The organism is Halobacillus litoralis, from assembly GCF_004101865.1.
Classification (GTDB): Bacteria; Bacillota; Bacilli; order Bacillales; family Halobacillaceae; genus Halobacillus; species Halobacillus litoralis_A.
The window spans coordinates 1856944-1874580 of sequence record NZ_CP026118.1; the positions used below are offsets into that span (position 1 = coordinate 1856944).

Below are 17637 nucleotides of genomic sequence, written 5' to 3' on the forward strand. Positions count from 1 at the left end.
TTACAATTTCGATGTTTGATGTCTTGTCATCACTAGCGTCATCGTTAGATGACCACTATTGATTCCTTATCCAGTTTTCAAGGTTCACAGATTGAAAGATCGTTTGATCTCTCAAAACTGAACAACCAACCAAGTACGCTTCCGTTCTAAATCCTTAGAAAGGAGGTGATCCAGCCGCACCTTCCGATACGGCTACCTTGTTACGACTTCACCCCAATCATTGGCCCCACCTTCGGCGGCTGGCTCCAAAAAGGTTACCTCACCGACTTCGGGTGTTGCCAACTCTCGTGGTGTGACGGGCGGTGTGTACAAGGCCCGGGAACGTATTCACCGCGGCATGCTGATCCGCGATTACTAGCGATTCCGGCTTCATGTAGGCGAGTTGCAGCCTACAATCCGAACTGAGAATGGTTTTATGGGATTTGCTACACCTCGCGGCTTCGCTGCCCTTTGTACCATCCATTGTAGCACGTGTGTAGCCCAGGTCATAAGGGGCATGATGATTTGACGTCATCCCCGCCTTCCTCCGGTTTGTCACCGGCAGTCACCTTAGAGTGCCCAACTGAATGCTGGCAACTAAGATTAGGGGTTGCGCTCGTTGCGGGACTTAACCCAACATCTCACGACACGAGCTGACGACAACCATGCACCACCTGTCACTTGGTCCCCGAAGGGAAAACCCTATCTCTAGGGTGGTCCAAGGATGTCAAGACCTGGTAAGGTTCTTCGCGTTGCTTCGAATTAAACCACATGCTCCACCGCTTGTGCGGGCCCCCGTCAATTCCTTTGAGTTTCAGCCTTGCGGCCGTACTCCCCAGGCGGAGTGCTTAATGCGTTAACTTCAGCACTAAGGGGTGGAAGCCCCCTAACACCTAGCACTCATCGTTTACGGCGTGGACTACCAGGGTATCTAATCCTGTTTGCTACCCACGCTTTCGCACCTCAGCGTCAGAAACAGACCAGAGAGTCGCCTTCGCCACTGGTGTTCCTCCACATATCTACGCATTTCACCGCTACACGTGGAATTCCACTCTCCTCTTCTGTCCTCAAGTTCCCCAGTTTCCAATGACCCTCCACGGTTGAGCCGTGGGCTTTCACATCAGACTTAAGGAACCGCCTGCGCGCGCTTTACGCCCAATAATTCCGGACAACGCTTGCCCCCTACGTATTACCGCGGCTGCTGGCACGTAGTTAGCCGGGGCTTCCTCGTTAGGTACCGTCAAGGTGCCGCTCTATTCGCACGGCACTTGTTCTTCCCTAACAACAGAACTTTACGATCCGAAGACCTTCATCGTTCACGCGGCGTTGCTCCGTCAGACTTTCGTCCATTGCGGAAGATTCCCTACTGCTGCCTCCCGTAGGAGTCTGGGCCGTGTCTCAGTCCCAGTGTGGCCGATCACCCTCTCAGGTCGGCTACGCATCGTTGCCTTGGTGAGCCGTTACCTCACCAACTAGCTAATGCGCCGCGGGCCCATCTGTAAGTGATAGCCAGAGGCCATCTTTCAACTTTCCTTCATGCGAAGAAAAGTATTACCCGGCATTAGCCCCGGTTTCCCGGGGTTATTCCGATCTTACAGGTAGGTTGCCCACGTGTTACTCACCCGTCCGCCGCTCGTTCCACGAGCTTCACCCCCGAAGGGGATCCACTCGCTTCCCGCGCTCGACTTGCATGTATTAGGCACGCCGCCAGCGTTCGTCCTGAGCCAGGATCAAACTCTCCATAAAAGTTAGTTTGACTTGCTCATTTGCACACCGAATGTGCTTGTTTCAAATCTCTTCTTCATAAGAAGAAATATCTTGACGTACTGGTTGGTTCGTTCAGTTTTCAAAGATCAAAATGTTCATGGTGGGCCTGAGTGGACTTGAACCACCGACCTCACGCTTATCAGGCGTGCGCTCTGACCAACTGAGCTACAGGCCCAAACGGTAGTTGATTAATGGAGCGGGTGAAGGGAATCGAACCCTCATCATCAGCTTGGAAGGCTGAGGTTTTACCACTAAACTACACCCGCGTTATCTTTATTATCATGTTGAATTCTCGATGGTCGGGAAGACAGGATTCGAACCTGCGACCCCTTGGTCCCAAACCAAGTGCTCTACCAAGCTGAGCTACTTCCCGTTAAATGGCGCGCCCGAGAGGAGTCGAACCCCTAACCTTCTGATCCGTAGTCAGACGCTCTATCCAATTGAGCTACGGGCGCATTTTGAAGCGACATATTATAATATAACATGTATAACACTTTGACGCAAGCACTTTTTTTGTGAAAAATGGTGCGGCCGAGAGGACTTGAACCTCCACGGGATTAACTCCCACTAGGCCCTCAACCTAGCGCGTCTGCCGATTCCGCCACGACCGCAAATTGTATAAGAACAAAAGGATGCTGATCATGATAATTGGAAAGTGCGGGTGGAGGGACTTGAACCCCCACGCCGTGAAGCACTAGATCCTAAATCTAGCGTGTCTGCCAATTCCACCACACCCGCATAAAAATGGTGAGCCATGAAGGATTCGAACCTTCGACCCTCTGATTAAAAGTCAGATGCTCTACCAACTGAGCTAATGGCTCCTGATAATAAAGGAACGAATGTAATCTATGCAGTAGCAACTTCGCTTTGTCATTTATGAAGTGCGCATGCTTTCCAACGTCTGCGATGTTGGTTGTTAAAAGAAATTAGCGCCTTCTCTATAAGCTGAGTTCATGGCTTTCATTTAAGGAATCTATAACACTCAAATTATTAATGTGTTGTTAAAAGCACAAGGAACATCATATAATTTATTCGACATTTTGTCAACTCATTATTCAAAAGAAAATGGCTGGGCCAGCTGGATTCGAACCAGCGCATGACGGTACCAAAAACCGTTGCCTTACCGCTTGGCTATGGCCCAAAACAATGGCGGTCCGGACGGGACTCGAACCCGCGACCTCCTGCGTGACAGGCAGGCATTCTAACCAACTGAACTACCGGACCTATGTAAAATTAAGTGACCCGTACGGGATTCGAACCCGTGTTACCGCCGTGAAAGGGCGGTGTCTTAACCACTTGACCAACGGGCCAAAATAAAAATGGCGGAGAAGGAGGGATTTGAACCCTCGCGCCGCTTGCGCGACCTACACCCTTAGCAGGGGCGCCTCTTCAGCCACTTGAGTACTTCTCCGTAATGGCTCCAACGGTAGGATTCGAACCTACGACCGATCGGTTAACAGCCGATTGCTCTACCACTGAGCTACGTTGGAATAATGTGAAATATACATTGTTTCTTTGTACATTCTGTTGCGCTTTTCCTATCAGCGACGTTTTATATATTATAATATATATCCCATAATGTCAAACCTTTTTCGTGAAAAAATATGTTGTTTTTCGTTGGAAGATAGGTTGTTTTGTTAAGGCTTATTTAATTTAACACGGGGCTGTTCTTTTCGTCAATGAATTTTTACTTCTTTTTTAATTTCCCTTTACATTTCCCGCAACGGTACCGCTTGGTGTCTACTTTCCTTTTTCGCGGGTATGCTTGGGCGCATTCGGTGCAAACATAATGATGCAGGGTCTTCTTTTTCTCAGATGGCAAAGGAGAACAAAATCTCGGGGAATCCGTCTTCTTTAACAGTTCTTTGAACTCCGGGTCACGGTGGCTGTATCCTTTCCCTTCAATATGGAGATGGTAATGACAGAGTTCATGTTTAATGATCCCTTCCAATTCTCCCCCATCCAGCTCATTTACATACTTCGGGTTGATTTCTATGATCCGTTTAGAGGGAATATAACGCCCCCCTGTTGTTCGTAACCGATTATTGAAGTAAATCTCATCTGGAAAAGGTTTATGAAAATAAGTTAAAGAAAGCTCTTCGGTCCATTGTTGTAATTCTCTTTCTGTTAATGAGTTCACAGGAACACCTCCTCCATTCTTTGCATACTGTATCATAAGAATGAAAAAAGTTGAATATAAAGGAGTTGAAGTCAGATGCCTTCATGGTTAAGAAAGCAAATGATAAAAGCTTTTTTCAATAAAGATAAGTATCAAATCAAGATGCTTAATCAATGCTGGTATTATTACCAACATCTTCACAAATAAAAAACACCCAGAAGATAACTCCCGGGTATTTTTCAATATTCTTTATTTAGTTAACATCGTCAAGGCGATGCGTTGTTTCTTAACGTCGACTTGGTCTACCCAGACGGTAACGACATCCCCTACAGATACCACGTCCATCGGGTGTTTGACGAATCTGTTAGAAAGCTTCGAAATATGGACAAGCCCGTCCTGCTTCACACCAACATCTACAAAAGCTCCGAAATCGACTACATTCCGCACGGTACCTTCAAGTTCCATCCCTTGTTGCAAGTCTTCCATTGAAAGGACGTTCGTTTTCAATAATGGCTTAGGAAGATCATCACGCGGATCTCTCCCTGGTTGAACCAATGATTTCAAAATATCATTCAAAGTCAATTCCCCGATATCTAATTGCTCAGCCATTGCTTTATCATCTATTTGCTGGATTTCTTCCCCTAGTTGTTCATCACCCAGGTCCTGGCTGCTATAACCAATCGTTTTCAACAGTTCCCGAGTAGCTTTATAGCTTTCGGGGTGAATCGGCGTCCGGTCCAATGGTTCCTTACCATCCAGAACCCTTAAAAAACCGATACTTTGTTCAAACGTCTTCGCACCTAAACGCGGAATATCTTTAAGTTCTGTCCGTTTAGTGAACTTGCCGAGTTCTTCCCTTTTCTTCACTACGTTGTTGGCAACTGTCTTACTAAGACCTGATACGTATTGCAATAAGGATGCCGATGCTGTGTTCACATTCACACCGACTTGGTTGACGGCTGTTTCAACAACAAAAGTTAATGACTCATTCAGTTTCTTTTGCGTGACATCGTGTTGATATTGGCCGACTCCTATGGATTTCGGGTCGATTTTGACCAATTCTGCTAGTGGATCCTGGACACGGCGAGCGATAGAAACTGCGCTTCTTTCCTCTACTTGTAAGTCCGGAAACTCCTCACGAGCTAACTTGGAGGCTGAATAAACACTTGCGCCAGCTTCATTCACTATCATATAGGAAGCATTCAAGCTATGCTTTTGGATCATATCAGCAATGAACTGCTCTGTTTCTCTGGAAGCTGTCCCATTTCCGATTGCCATTAGTTCAATATCATAGTTGTCCATAAGCGACAAAATTTTCTTCTCAGCTCCTGCTGTATCATTTCTAGGTGCCGTCGGATAAATCACGCCTATATCCAGGACTTTACCCGTTTCATCAACAGCTGCCAGTTTACAGCCGGTCCTGAAAGCGGGATCGACACCTAGGACGACTTTTCCTTTCAATGGTGGCTGCAAGAGGAGACTACGTAAATTGCTTGAGAAAACTTCAATAGCTTGTTCTTCTGCCTGTTCAGAAAGTGAGTTCCGTATCTCTCTCTCTACAGATGGTTGGATGAGTCGTTTATAACTATCCTCAATGGCTCCCATTAGAATAGAACGGACGGCCCCGACAGTGTCTCGGTCAAGTACATTCCTCTCAAGGTAACTGACAATCGATTCTTCAGGAGGATGAACCGCGACCTTGATCACATCTTCCCGTTCCCCTCGATTCAAAGCCAGCACTCTATGAGAGACAATAGCACGGACAGGTTCCTTGTAATCATAATACATTTCGAAAATGCCCTTCTCATCCTGGTCGGCATTTTTTTCAGAAGATGCGATGGTCCCTTTATCAAAGGTTTGCTTACGGATCTTTTCACGATAGGTGGGATCATCAGAAATCCACTCTGCTAATATGTCGTTGACCCCTGCCTGGACATCGTCTACAGTCTCTAATTCATTTTCGCTTGAAAAGTACGAAGCCGCTTCCTTTTCAAAGTCGATTTTCTCTTGCTTCCATACGAGCATAGCTAGTGGTTCTAAACCTTTTTCTTTGGCAACCGTCGCGCGTGTTCTTCGTTTTTGTTTATATGGACGGTAAAGGTCTTCTACTTTTTGCAGCTTAGTGGCAGCTTCTATTTCTTTGTGCAGTTCATTAGTCAGCTTTCCTTGCTCATCAATGAGCCGGATGACTTCTTCTTTTCGCTGCGTTAAATTAGTAACATAATTCCATTGATCTTCGATATCCTTGATTTGAACTTCATCCAAACCACCGGTCAATTCTTTTCTGTAACGGGCGATAAAGGGCACGGTATTCCCTTCATCTAGTAACCCGATCACTTGTTTAATTGTTTTTTCATTTAGTTTTGTTTGTTTAGCCACAAGATTTAATAATTCCGGGCTTAGTTTCACTTCACTCAAACGAAGACCTCCTTCAATGACATCTGTTTCATTGTATCAAATTCTCTATACGTTTACCTCAGACTAATGTATGTATCATGCTCAATTCTCGACATGTCCGCCTCCAGTCACAAGGAACTTCACTTCACTTCCCTTCACTCTCTGAAAAAGCACATATAAAAATCCCTATTCTGTACCAATTGGTTCAGAATAAGGATTTTCAATTATACTCCATGGCTATCAATGTTGTATCATCATCACGTTTTTGACCATAAAGTTCCTTATATTGCTCAGTTATAAGTCTGACATTTTTAGTTTGTGTCAGTTTGGATGATAGGCGCCGGTCGTTTACCCCGTCTGAAAACATAAGAAAGACCATGCCACTCTGAACGTTCCCGCGTGTGACACGTAACGATCGCGAGTACCCTGACAAATAACCTGCTAAAGGAATGTTTCGATTGCGCTTCCCGTCTGGTTCGACAGTAATCACACCGATATTACCAATAGATGAATAAGAATAAGTATGGGTTTCAAAGTCTATTCTAAGTATCCCAAGAACGACTCCACGCTTACCTACCAACACTTCATTGCATTTTTTCACAAGAGCTTCAATAGTTAAGACCGGGTTTTCCTCAATGACATCCATAACAGCCTGAGAGGATTCCATTGCCATTTCACCGCTCCCTAAACCATCAGCTAAAGCACATAAAAACGCTTCTTCTGTTTCTTTATAAAAATAACTATCGCCGCAATAATAATTCCCTTTTTTGGACTTCTGAAAAACCGACAAATTCACTCGCGTATTTTCGTTTTCCACTAAAATGCCTCTACGGATTCAGATTGTAAGGCTTCTCTCAGTTTTCGGAGCGCACGTCTTTGCAAACGAGAAACATGCATCTGTGAAATCCCCAATTGTTCTCCGGTGTCCTTCTGGCTCATGTTTTCGAAGTAAGTGCATTGCAGGATTTCTTGTTCCCGCTCACTTAAAATCGGAAGGATCTTCTCCAGTAACATCTTTTGATCGATGTTGGAATAACCATCTTCCTGGTTTCCGATCAAATCAAGAATCGTCACTGTACTCCCATCAGAGTCCGCTTCGATTTTGCGATCGACAGACAACGCTTTGTAGCTTTTACCCATCTCCATCGTTTCCAATACATCTTCTTCAGAGACTTCCAGGAATTCAGCGATTTCCATTACAGATGGGGACCGCTGGAGAGTATTCGTCAACTCTTCTGCAGCTTTTTTGATCTTCGGCCCAAGTTCTTTGATTCTGCGGGGCACGTGCACACTCCACGTTTTATCTCTGATAAATCGTTTGATTTCCCCAATGATTGTGGGAATGGCGAACGACTCAAAGGATTTTCCGAATTCAGGATCATATCTCCTGATCGCCGCTAAAAGTCCCAGCATTCCAACTTGGACCAAATCTTCGTGAATGGTACTGTTTTTTGAGTATTTTCGCGCAATGGATTCTACAAGATCCTTGTAAACAAGTACAATTTTCTCTTGGACGACTTCATCACGGGGATGCTCTTGTAGATAGGCGATCCACTCATAAACATCCTCATTGTGGTGTTGAGATTTGGTCGCCATCTTGACCCACCCCAGTTTCATGGAGATATTTTGTCATTAAGACAATGACACCATATTTACTATTGATTTCGACTTTATCCATTAAAGCATCAATCAGAAACAGACCAAAACCACCTTCACGAAGTTCTTCAATATTATCGTCTTGCTTATAAGGACCGATATCCTCTTTGATTTCACCTAAGTTAAAGCTGCCTCCGTGATCGGCAACCATGACTTCCAGACGATCTTGATAAACGCCGAACCCGATCGTGATTTCGCCTTCACCGGTTTCTTTGTATGCATGCTTCACCGCGTTTGTAATCGCTTCTGAAATAGCGACTTTCAAATCTTCAATATCCTCATAGGTGAAACCCATACGGTTGGCTATACCAGAAGTGCTCAGACGGACGACTCCGATATATTCAGCTTTGGCAGGTACCTTCACTTCTACAAAATCAAATGGTTCCATGATTACATTCCACCTTGTACTGTAGAATCGATATTCATAATTTCCGTCAGACCAGTAATTTTGAACAAGCGGTACACACGGTCTTGCATCTGAACTAATTTCATCTCTGTGTCATGCTCTTTCGTAGACTTCAAAGCACTGATGAATACACCAAGTCCAGTCGAGTCCATGTAGTTGACATCTTCAAAATCAACTTCTACGACTTGTCCTTCTTCTCTCGTCAAAGGCAGCAATGTGTCTTTCAGCTTAGGAGCTGTAAACGCATCTACCTCTCCGGAAAGCACAACATATGCACTGTTTTCTTTATTCGTTACATCTATCGTTAAGTTCATGAATATCCCCCTCCTAATTGTCCCTAAAAAAGTCAATCAAATTTTAAATACCCTTATCTAAATTCGCTTAAACATTCCTCCGTAAAATAATCAGAGTGAAGTCGTCACGAAGGTGAAAGTCCTGGAGACGCTCAAAATGTTTATAAACATGATCGACAATCCCTTGAGCAGGGAGATGGGAGTATTGTTTGATGACATGGAGGATTTCTTCTTGTTCAATAAATCGATCCCCTTGCCTGCACTCCGTCACTCCATCCGTTAACAGAATGATCATGTCACCCTTTTCAACTTTTTTCTCAAACTGTGTGTATGTGATCTCAGGTGACACACCAAGCACTAATCCCGGCACATCGATTTCCTCGAACTCATCACGATCTTTATGATAATAAAAGCCAGGCTCATGACCAGCTGATGAATAAGTGAAGGTGTGGTCGTTAGAATTATACAGCCCATAAAACATGGTGATGAACATACTTGAGTCTACGTTCCGTTCAACTACCCGGTTCAAACTCTCGAGAATGACACTCGGATCTGTCCGCCTCTCAGGAAAACTGTCCATCGAATATTTGATCATCGACATACAAAGTGCAGCAGGCACCCCTTTACCGATGACATCAGCGACTGCAATCCCGAGGCTTCCTTTCCCATCGTGGACGAAGTGATGATAGTCACCGTTCATTTGCTTGGCCGGCACACTTAATGCACCCACGTCCACCTCTGCAAGGTCAGGTTTCACAGTGGATAATAGCGTTTTCTGCATATTCGCAGCTACAGAGATCTCTGATTTCAGCTCCAGCTGTTTCTCCCTCAGTGCCTGATATTCCTGATAAGCTAAACCATAAGAAATCATGGTTTCCAGCAGAAAACTCATTGATGATTGAATATATTCAGGCATGTCCGGGTATATCTCCTGTAAGGATTGAATGTGGACATTAATGATTTCTTCAGGGGAAATATTCTGCTGCATGGAATATTTGCTGAATTGCTCTGCTTGATAGAGAGCTTGCTCATCTTTCGTCTTAATATACTCCTGTAAAAGCTCTTTATAATTTTCCAAATCAAGTTTTAATGTGCTCAACATTTATACCTCCTTTACCGGAGCCATTTTACAACTCTTATTTCTGTACCTTCACCATCTTCTGACACAATATCAAATTCATCCATTAAGCGTTTGACGCCGGGGAGTCCGGCTCCCAATCCGCCTGATGTCGTGAAGCCATCCTCCATTACCTGGCTGATGTCTTTGATTCCTGGGCCGTTGTCGATTGCCACGATTCTGATCCCTTTTTTATTCATATCTTCCAGTTGCTCAAAACAGACTTTACCTGTCCCAGCATATAAATAAATGTTCCTTGCTAGCTCTGATATAGTAGTGGCGATTCTGGCTTGATCAACAGTTCCGAAACCGATTTTCCTTGAAATGTCCCGTCCAAGTTGTCTTGCCCCGACAATGTCCCACTCCTTTTTTATATTGACACAGGATTGAAAGTCCATACTCACTCCTCCAATTCCTGGCGAAGTTTGATCAACCCTTGTTCTAAATCTAATGCTGTAGGAACATCCTGGAGATGAATGCCCAAGTCAATTAAAGTCATCGCTACAGCTGGCTGGATCCCAGTCAAGACGACCTTTGCCCCCATCAAATCTGACATCGTAACGACATCGCCTAATACTTTGGCAATGAACGAGTCGATGATATCAACCGATGTTAAGTCGATGACGACACCTGTAGATCCACTTTCATGGATTTTGCTCAATAAGTCTTCTTGGAACTGGATGGCTGTCTGATCGTCCAAGTCGATCTGGATGGAAATCAGTAAATAATTATGAAGCTTAAGAATAGGTATTCTCACTGGTCTCACTCCCTATCTAGCGAATCAATCAATTGTTCGATATCCTCGTCGTTATTTTGTGTTTCTTCAATTTTTCGGTTCGTCAACTCAAGTGCAGTCTGGAATCCTTTGCGTAGCGAACTTTTCGTAGGGAATTTCCCTAAGTCGATACCGAGGTTCACGATGGTTTGAGCGATTTCAGGACGAATCCCTACTAAAATACACCGGGACCCGACTAACCTTACTGCTTCAGCTGCCTGAATGATGTGATGAGCAACCATCGTATCTACCACAGGCACACCGGTGATATCAATAAGCACTACTTCCGCATTATGCTTGATGACACCATCGAGGAGGTTTTCCATTATCAGTTTTGCTCTCTCCGTATCAATTGTACCAATCAACGGCATGATTGTGATATTTTCCATCACCGGAATCAAAGGCGCTGAGAGTTCTTGCAATGCCACCCTTTGAAGAGAAACGATATGTTCCCAGCTGCCTGAGTACTCATTGACCAATTGATTGATGATCGGGTCCACCCATCCATCTACTTCTCTAAGAACTTCTGAGAAATAGTCCGAATCGATCTTATCTGATTGTTTCAAGATGAAGTCAGTCACAACCCGACGGAAAACCTGCATGCCATCTGTCAAATAACTTAATGGCCACCCTAAGTTGATCAAACGCTCTGAGAAATCATCTAAATCCGTAGATAGTCCGCGTTTCTCAATGCTCGAAAATATGACATTGACAAACTCACGATTCGTGCTTTCAAACATTTCATCAGAAATCGTCGATGTATAATCATTCTTCTTATGGGTGTTGACTTCCTCTAACCACATTTTTACAATGTCATCGCTATGTTCAAGTACTGCATTTTTCAACTTCTCATCCATTATCTAAACCTCCGCCTAATTGCCCTTCTAAATTTTCGCCCTAAATGATATTTGAATATAATGTTATCAGATTTCAACGAGTTATTATACCGATAAGGTCCAAAAAAACATATGGGCAAATTTTCCCTTGTCATTTCTATTATAAACTAGTTTTATAAAAAAAAATAAAGTTACCTGCTTTCAGGTAACTTCATTATCAATAGGTAACGATTCAGATCAAAAGTCGATTAAACCCAGACTGATTTGCAAGGCTTTGTTCACTTGCTGCATCATAGGTTCATCAAGTTGGGTGATCTTGTCGGTCAAACGCTGTTTATCAATCGTTCTGATTTGTTCCAATAGGATCACAGAGTTTCGTTCGAACCCATATTTTTCTGCATTAATTTCAACGTGTGTAGGGAGTTTTGCTTTTTGTATTTGCGCAGTAATCGCCGCAACGATTACAGTAGGGCTAAAACGATTACCAATATCATTTTGAAGAATGAGTACAGGACGAACCCCGCCTTGTTCTGATCCCACGACCGGGGACAAATCAGCGAAATAAACGTCACCTCGTTTGACTATCACTGGCTTCACACCCCGCTCACTAATTGCTCCAGGGTGTGTTCTGCCTCCTCTTCAGCTTGAAACGCTTCTGAAGCGATGTTTAGGTTGATTTTCGCCATTTCCATGTAGCCTCTACGCATGGATTCTCTAATATGGCGTTGTTTCTTTTCACGCAAATACATTTTCGTTGCTTGACACATGAAATCGCTCCGATCACTGTTATCGAGTTGAATGAAGCCATCCACTTCATTGAGTAGGTTATCCGGAATCCGGATGACAATCTCCTGCATGCTATCGGACAAAACCATACACCTCCACCATCTTCTCTCAAAAGAAACCAGTCAATTAGTCCACTCTAATCTTATCAAACGGGAGTGTCCATTGCAAAGGAGTGTTGGAATTTTTTCGTGAATCGTGTAACCTTCTATCCTTACATAGGGAGAATTGTCCGAACCGGAAGCAGCCCTGTCACAGAGAGTTTTTGATATCGATGGTTTTTCCATCTTTCAGAAATACCCTCGGCACCCTGTTACTGATCATACAAGGAATTTCATAATTGATGGTCTCCAATTGATCTGCCACTTCATCAGCTGAGATTTCTTGTTCCCCTTGTTTACCTATTAAGGTAACCTTTGTCCCTATAGGATATTCCTGATCCAGCCGAATCATGAATTGATCCATGCAAATTCTTCCGACAATCGGCTGCCTCTTTCCGTCGACCAGAACATCCATACCTTGTAGTCTCCTGATCCAGCCGTCGGCATAACCGAGCGGAATCGTTCCAATCCACTCATGGTTCCCGGTACGGTAAGTCGCTCCGTAACTGATCGATTCTCCCGGCTCCAGCCGCTTCACATGAATGAGTTGACTGTGCAAAGAAAAGGCAGGCTGTAAATCGATCGGCCGCTCCTTTTTTACGACAGAGGATGGGTACAGTCCATACATGCTGATTCCAAAGCGCACATAGTGATCCAGTCTTCCCGGATACCTCATACTTGCCGCACTGTTACTCGTATGAACTTCGACATTTTCCGGCCAAATCCTTTTAAAATGGGAAAACAATTCGTTCCATCGTTTTTCCTGGGTTGCGAAATAATCAAGTCCTTCCTCATCAGCTGTTGCAAAATGAGTAAATAACGCTTCCAGTGAAAAAAAGTTTTCTTCTTTCATATAAGAAAGGATCCGCTCCATTTCAGCTACGGAACGAACACCGATTCTTCCCATACCCGTGTCCAGCTTAAGGTGAACCTTCAAAGATTTCGAGAAAGAAAGGAGACCCGCCTCTTTCAACCACTCTTCCTGAAAGACCGTAACGGCGATCTCGTGCTCTGCAGCAACAACGGCATCCTTAGGACGGGTCCAACCCATAACTAGAATAGGAGCATCGATGCCTGCGTGTCGCAATTTGATTGCTTCATCCAATAGAGCGACAGCGAGCCCTTCAGCACCAGCTTCAAGCGCTGCATGCGCCACTTGAATGTCTCCGTGCCCATACGCATCAGCTTTGACGACAGCATAAACCCCTGTCTTCTCATCGAGACGCTGCTGCAGTTGGTGTATGTTATATTGAATTGCAGATAAATCCACTTCAACGAATGAATCTCTATAAAAAGTATCAAGTGACAAAATGCCCGCTCCTCTCTCCAACAATATCCTCTTATTATTGAATGAGAAGCCAGCGCTGTCAAATAGAAGGAAACGAAAGGGGGGAGGCGTCAATGAAAGAAAATAAAGCAGACCGTTAAGCCTGCTCCTTCCATGTTATTTGGCCATTGTTCCATTGTTGATCGAGCTGGCAACTGAAACCATCTCGTCTTGTGTCAATTCATTACTCGCAAGTTGATAAGTCGTTCCATTTTGGTTCCATTCAAGGCGGTTATGTTCCATAGCTCCGATGACTCCATCAGCCAGCTGGACTGGGTCCCCATTCACCTGTACTGAATACTGAGCACTGGCTGCTTGGACTTCCGCTTTTTCCTGGACCAGAGTGAAACCTTTATCACCTGCGTATGTCATGATTACACGCTTGCCTTCCTCTGTTTTAACTTCACGTTCTTCAGCAAGTTCTGCTCCAAATGTTTCCTGCGGATATAATACCTCTTCTAATTCTTCCCCTTCCATGTTAGCTGCAGGAGCTTCTGTCGGAGCCATAGCCATATTCTTATCTACATCAAAGTCTTCTTTCTTCAATGAAGCATCCTTCGCAAAGTTGGCGAATTGGACTTCGACAAGTGCATTCATATCCTGATCGAACACTTTGACCATGACCGGCTGGTACGACTTCTTGTCAAAATAGATTTCTTGGAAAGGAAGAGTTTTGTTGTTCTGATAGTTGGTCTTCGTCTTGAATACATAATAGTTTTCTGAGGCACTGAACTCTGCATCTGCATCTGCTTTGATATCGTTCAGAAGCGAAGCGTATAAATAAGGCTGGCTAGTATTTTGCGGCCACTCGCTTTGGAATTTAAAGCTTTTATTCAAAGCCGGTGTCAGCACATAGACGCCGCTATCGTTTTTCAAGATGATCTGACTCCCTTTTTCATCCTGATCGTTATGCAGTTTTACGCGATAGAAGTCATCCTTTTTATGCCATACTTGAATATGATACTTCTGCTCCTCCTTGCCCGTTTTCATCTTCATGTTGGCCTCTGTCTTATAGCCGGCCATTTCTTCGGACTGTTTTTCCAGTTTCTTAACGACATCTTCTTTCGACTGTGAGCCGCAAGCGGTTAAAGCACCTAAGACGAACAGGCTGAACAATAAGATCAGAAAACGTCTTTGCATAAGACTCAACTCCTTTGTCTCTACTTAAGGACAAAGGGAACGTAATGATCTGGATTTAAGAAGATAATGTACGAAAGGTCCGGGATAAACCTTCGATGACGTCAGAGGCGAGTAGGTCAACCTTCGAGTGTCCGGCCTCCACCAACAATTCAGCAGTATAGCCGTGTAGAACACAACCATTACTGAGAGCATCCATCAAACCATTGCTCTGCATGATCATAGAAATCAAGATTCCCGAGAGCACATCTCCACTCCCGCCTTTTGCCAGCCCCGCATTACCAGAACGGTCCACCCGTTGTTCTCCATCAGGAGCAGTAATGATTGTAGAGGGGCCTTTCAAAACGATGTAAGCACCATAACGTTCAGCGAACTCACGGCTGTAAACAAAAGGGGATTGCAAAACTTCAGGGGCCGTAAGACCTGTCAAATGGGCAAACTCTCCAGGGTGAGGTGTCAACACTGTCGGTGCTGATCTTCTTTCCAATTCGTCTAAAGAACCTTTAAGAAGATGCAGTCCATCCGCATCGATCAGCAAGGGCCCATCAACCTCCTGCATCAATTGTTTTACAACTTTTCCGCAGTATGGACGACGACCCAACCCCATCCCTACAGCCACTGCATCATATCCGCTGACTGCCTGTCCTTCTTCTTTCAATTCCACGAAAGTGGCTTCCTGGACATATGGGGAGACAGACGGAATCGCCTGCTCATCCGTAGCAATAGCTACTAGACCAGCACCACTCCTCAAAGCAGCCCTTGCAGACATGGCAACAGAACCAGGCATGAAGAGCGATCCACCGACAAACAACCCTTTTCCGTGCGTCCCTTTATGGGAATGCGCATCACGTTCAGGTAATGTACGCTTGACATCTTGGACTCCCCACAATCGACGGCTGCAATTTGGAAGCTTTTGCTTAGGCAGGCCGATTTCAACAACCGACCACTCCCCGTAAAAAGGCTTGGCGTGTTGGAGAAAGGCACTCAGCTTGGGAGCTTCAATGATCGTAGTAAAATGAGCATGAAAAGCATCGAACTTTTCCACTCCTTCATCTGCCGGTACTCCGGTCGGTACATCTACAGCCAACCGCAGAATAGCTTGCTCGTTGCAAAGATAGACAATTTCAGCTAACGGTTCTCTTAATCGTCCATCAGCTCCAATGCCAAGCATGGCATCAATGCAGACATCAGCGTGACAAAGAGAAGATTCCAAGTCCTCCGACGAATGAGAATACATTTTCAAAGGATGACCAGAAGCGAGGAAAATCTCTTTGTGAGCTTTCGCATCTCCGGTGATTTTTCCATCTGGCACGACTTGCCAGGCCTCGACATCATAATTAAGATTCATTAATGTCCTGGCAATTACGAAGCCATCACCACCGTTGTTGCCAGCACCGATCAATATGACAATTTTATGTTGCGGTGAAATGTGACGCAGCATGTCTTGTGTGACAGCACGTCCTGCATTTTCCATCAACATTTTCCCTTCTAATCCAACGGCTTCCACGGTCACTCGATCCCGTTCGTACATTTCTTGTGCGGTAACAATATCCAATTCGTTCCCTCCTACCCGCATTACAATGTTATGAGACAACCTATGTAATTATGTCTTTCCTGTTCCTCTCTATCCCTCTTCTAAAACTACCTGAGCAATGGCATGGTCCTTACTGTGGCTGATCGATACCCAAACATTCCATGATTCGTAGCCTGTTGCTGTCATCACAGGCGCACCTCTCTCATTTGACAATATTTCAACATCATGGAACCCGAGTTTTCCGATCCCTGTTCCTGTCGCTTTAGCAAATGCCTCTTTTGCTGCAAAACGGCCGGCCAGGAATTCCACTTGTCGGCCTGCCCCCGATGCTTTATACCTCAGGTGCTCCCCTTCTGTTAGTATTCGTTGAACAAAACGAGGGTTTCGCTTTATACTTTGTTTAATACGATCCAATTCAATAATGTCGACACCGATTCCTTTGATCAAGATACATCTCCCTTTTCATTACAAGCTATTCTAAGTATACCCGATAACCTTTATGATAAAAAAAGAATACCCGAAAGACTAATGGACTACATTTGTGATAAGAAAGCGAATATGAAATGCTCAATTATGTGTAAGATGTAGTAAGGGCTAGCACCCGACATTTACAAAGGAGACGGACACTATGTTTGTACGTACAGAAAACTTTAAAGAGTTCTTAAAATTTTACCCGGTCGTTTCGTTCCTCGTCGGGCTTCACTTTGCATTATGGATTCTCATGGATTTCCTGCAAATCGGCATCGCCCAGGATTTAAAGGCATGGGGGATGGGCGTGAACTTGTTCATTCTAAACGGGGAGTACTGGCGTCTTGTGACTCCGATTTTCTTGCATGCTGATTTCACACACGCCCTCTTCAATTCTTTCTCACTCGTTTTGTTCGGCCCAGCCCTGGAACAGATGCTCGGAAAAGGCAAGTTCATCCTTATGTACCTGTTTGCAGGGATTGCCGGAAACATCGGAACATTTATTGTAAACCCCGATGCTTACTATGCCCACCTCGGAGCATCAGGTGCGATTTTCGGCATCTTCGGGGTGTATGTGTTTATGGTCCTTTTTCGAAAACACCTGATCGACCAGGCCAATTCCCAAATCATTCTCGTCATTTTCGCCTTAGGATTATTCATGACGTTCGCTCGCCCGAATATCAATGTTCTCGGGCATTTATTCGGTTTGATTGGCGGCTTTGCAATCGCCCCTCCCATTTTGAGAAATGCTCGCCCTTTTTCCCTTTGGCAAATACGCACACGGCATTCTAATCGGGGGAACAATGAAATTTCTTTCAATCCCACCCGGTGGAAGAAAAGAAAGTTACCTGGGAAAAGCACAGGCAAATATATATTATGGGGTATTATATTATTTCTTGCACTGTTCGCTCTTATTAACCGGTTTTGACGTTCCAAAAACTC

At 44.6% G+C, this 17637-nt stretch carries 18 protein-coding genes, 12 tRNA genes and 1 rRNA gene; 2 read left to right on the forward strand and 29 right to left on the reverse strand.

What is annotated here, in order from left to right; genetic code table 11:
• Positions 1–158: 158 nt before the first annotated feature.
• The 14 genes from HLI_RS09255 to HLI_RS09320 form a co-directional block, all read right to left on the reverse strand.
• A 16S ribosomal RNA gene (locus HLI_RS09255) occupies positions 159–1725 on the reverse strand.
• Positions 1726–1844: 119 nt separating this feature from the next.
• Positions 1845–1921 (reverse strand) — tRNA-Ile (locus HLI_RS09260).
• A gap of 17 nt (positions 1922–1938) precedes the next feature.
• Positions 1939–2012 (reverse strand) — tRNA-Gly (locus tag HLI_RS09265).
• Positions 2013–2042: 30 nt separating this feature from the next.
• Positions 2043–2119: transfer RNA gene (locus HLI_RS09270), tRNA-Pro, on the reverse strand.
• Between the two features lie 5 nt (positions 2120–2124).
• Positions 2125–2201: transfer RNA gene (locus HLI_RS09275), tRNA-Arg, on the reverse strand.
• A gap of 68 nt (positions 2202–2269) precedes the next feature.
• Positions 2270–2357, reverse strand: a tRNA-Leu gene (locus tag HLI_RS09280).
• Between the two features lie 45 nt (positions 2358–2402).
• Positions 2403–2484: transfer RNA gene (locus tag HLI_RS09285), tRNA-Leu, on the reverse strand.
• Between the two features lie 7 nt (positions 2485–2491).
• Positions 2492–2567 (reverse strand) — tRNA-Lys (locus tag HLI_RS09290).
• 245 nt (positions 2568–2812) lie between these two features.
• Positions 2813–2887, reverse strand: a tRNA-Gln gene (locus HLI_RS09295).
• A gap of 6 nt (positions 2888–2893) precedes the next feature.
• Positions 2894–2970 (reverse strand) — tRNA-Asp (locus tag HLI_RS09300).
• Positions 2971–2984: 14 nt separating this feature from the next.
• Positions 2985–3056, reverse strand: a tRNA-Glu gene (locus HLI_RS09305).
• Positions 3057–3066: 10 nt separating this feature from the next.
• Positions 3067–3157 (reverse strand) — tRNA-Ser (locus tag HLI_RS09310).
• Between the two features lie 4 nt (positions 3158–3161).
• Positions 3162–3236, reverse strand: a tRNA-Asn gene (locus HLI_RS09315).
• A gap of 197 nt (positions 3237–3433) precedes the next feature.
• A complete protein-coding gene (locus HLI_RS09320) occupies positions 3434–3886 on the reverse strand; it encodes a SprT family protein (RefSeq protein ID WP_164908529.1) in 453 nt (150 codons plus the stop codon).
• A 75-nt stretch (positions 3887–3961) separates the two neighbouring features.
• Here HLI_RS09320 and cmpA point away from each other — a divergent pair, with 75 nt between their 5' ends.
• A complete protein-coding gene (gene cmpA / locus HLI_RS09325) occupies positions 3962–4072 on the forward strand; it encodes a cortex morphogenetic protein CmpA (RefSeq protein WP_128524725.1) in 111 nt (36 codons plus the stop codon).
• 42 nt (positions 4073–4114) lie between these two features.
• Here the strand turns inward: cmpA and HLI_RS09330 are convergent, their stop codons facing one another.
• The 15 genes from HLI_RS09330 to acpS form a co-directional block, all read right to left on the reverse strand.
• Complete coding sequence (locus HLI_RS09330; protein WP_128524726.1) at positions 4115–6283, reverse strand: Tex family protein; 2169 nt, start codon at positions 6281–6283, stop codon at positions 4115–4117.
• 199 nt (positions 6284–6482) lie between these two features.
• Positions 6483–7079, reverse strand: coding sequence for a SpoIIE family protein phosphatase (locus tag HLI_RS09335; protein ID WP_241655968.1), 597 nt, complete (start codon positions 7077–7079; stop codon positions 6483–6485).
• Positions 7079–7858 (reverse strand): RNA polymerase sigma factor SigB, encoded by a 780-nt coding sequence (sigB, locus tag HLI_RS09340; RefSeq protein WP_128524727.1) that lies wholly within the window; start codon positions 7856–7858, stop codon positions 7079–7081. Before sigB ends, HLI_RS09335 begins: the two co-directional genes overlap by 1 nt.
• Positions 7830–8306 (reverse strand): anti-sigma B factor RsbW, encoded by a 477-nt coding sequence (gene rsbW, locus HLI_RS09345; protein WP_128524728.1) that lies wholly within the window; start codon positions 8304–8306, stop codon positions 7830–7832. The genes sigB and rsbW overlap by 29 nt, the downstream gene beginning before the upstream one ends.
• A 2-nt stretch (positions 8307–8308) precedes the next feature.
• Positions 8309–8638: an STAS domain-containing protein gene (locus tag HLI_RS09350; protein ID WP_128524729.1), complete on the reverse strand. Its 330-nt coding sequence runs from the start codon at positions 8636–8638 to the stop codon at positions 8309–8311.
• A 67-nt stretch (positions 8639–8705) separates the two neighbouring features.
• Entirely contained in the window at positions 8706–9716 is a 1011-nt protein-coding gene (locus HLI_RS09355; RefSeq protein ID WP_128524730.1) for a PP2C family protein-serine/threonine phosphatase, read from the reverse strand.
• Between the two features lie 14 nt (positions 9717–9730).
• Positions 9731–10132: an anti-sigma regulatory factor gene (locus tag HLI_RS09360; protein WP_128524731.1), complete on the reverse strand. Its 402-nt coding sequence runs from the start codon at positions 10130–10132 to the stop codon at positions 9731–9733.
• A 2-nt stretch (positions 10133–10134) separates the two neighbouring features.
• Positions 10135–10491 carry an STAS domain-containing protein gene (locus tag HLI_RS09365; RefSeq protein WP_082235564.1) on the reverse strand — a complete coding sequence of 119 codons (357 nt, stop codon included), beginning with the start codon at positions 10489–10491 and terminating at the stop codon, positions 10135–10137.
• Positions 10492–10496: 5 nt separating this feature from the next.
• Complete coding sequence (locus HLI_RS09370; protein ID WP_128524732.1) at positions 10497–11366, reverse strand: RsbT co-antagonist protein RsbRA; 870 nt, start codon at positions 11364–11366, stop codon at positions 10497–10499.
• A 216-nt stretch (positions 11367–11582) separates the two neighbouring features.
• Positions 11583–11933 carry a type II toxin-antitoxin system PemK/MazF family toxin gene (locus tag HLI_RS09375; protein WP_035549815.1) on the reverse strand — a complete coding sequence of 117 codons (351 nt, stop codon included), beginning with the start codon at positions 11931–11933 and terminating at the stop codon, positions 11583–11585.
• Between the two features lie 5 nt (positions 11934–11938).
• The gene (locus HLI_RS09380; protein ID WP_027956786.1) at positions 11939–12220 is read right to left on the reverse strand and encodes a CopG family ribbon-helix-helix protein; all 282 of its coding nucleotides are present in this window, start codon (positions 12218–12220) and stop codon (positions 11939–11941) included.
• A 160-nt stretch (positions 12221–12380) separates the two neighbouring features.
• Positions 12381–13559: an alanine racemase gene (gene alr / locus HLI_RS09385; protein ID WP_241655969.1), complete on the reverse strand. Its 1179-nt coding sequence runs from the start codon at positions 13557–13559 to the stop codon at positions 12381–12383.
• Between the two features lie 114 nt (positions 13560–13673).
• On the reverse strand, positions 13674–14696 hold the full coding sequence (locus tag HLI_RS09390) for a LolA family protein (RefSeq protein ID WP_128524733.1): 1023 nt from the start codon (positions 14694–14696) through the stop codon (positions 13674–13676).
• 55 nt (positions 14697–14751) lie between these two features.
• Positions 14752–16248: an NAD(P)H-hydrate dehydratase gene (locus HLI_RS09395; protein ID WP_128524734.1), complete on the reverse strand. Its 1497-nt coding sequence runs from the start codon at positions 16246–16248 to the stop codon at positions 14752–14754.
• 69 nt (positions 16249–16317) lie between these two features.
• Complete coding sequence (gene acpS / locus HLI_RS09400) at positions 16318–16674, reverse strand: holo-ACP synthase (protein ID WP_128524735.1); 357 nt, start codon at positions 16672–16674, stop codon at positions 16318–16320.
• Between the two features lie 181 nt (positions 16675–16855).
• Here acpS and HLI_RS09405 point away from each other — a divergent pair, with 181 nt between their 5' ends.
• The gene (locus HLI_RS09405) at positions 16856–17623 is read left to right on the forward strand and encodes a rhomboid family intramembrane serine protease (RefSeq protein WP_128524736.1); all 768 of its coding nucleotides are present in this window, start codon (positions 16856–16858) and stop codon (positions 17621–17623) included.
• Positions 17624–17637 lie beyond the last annotated feature (14 nt).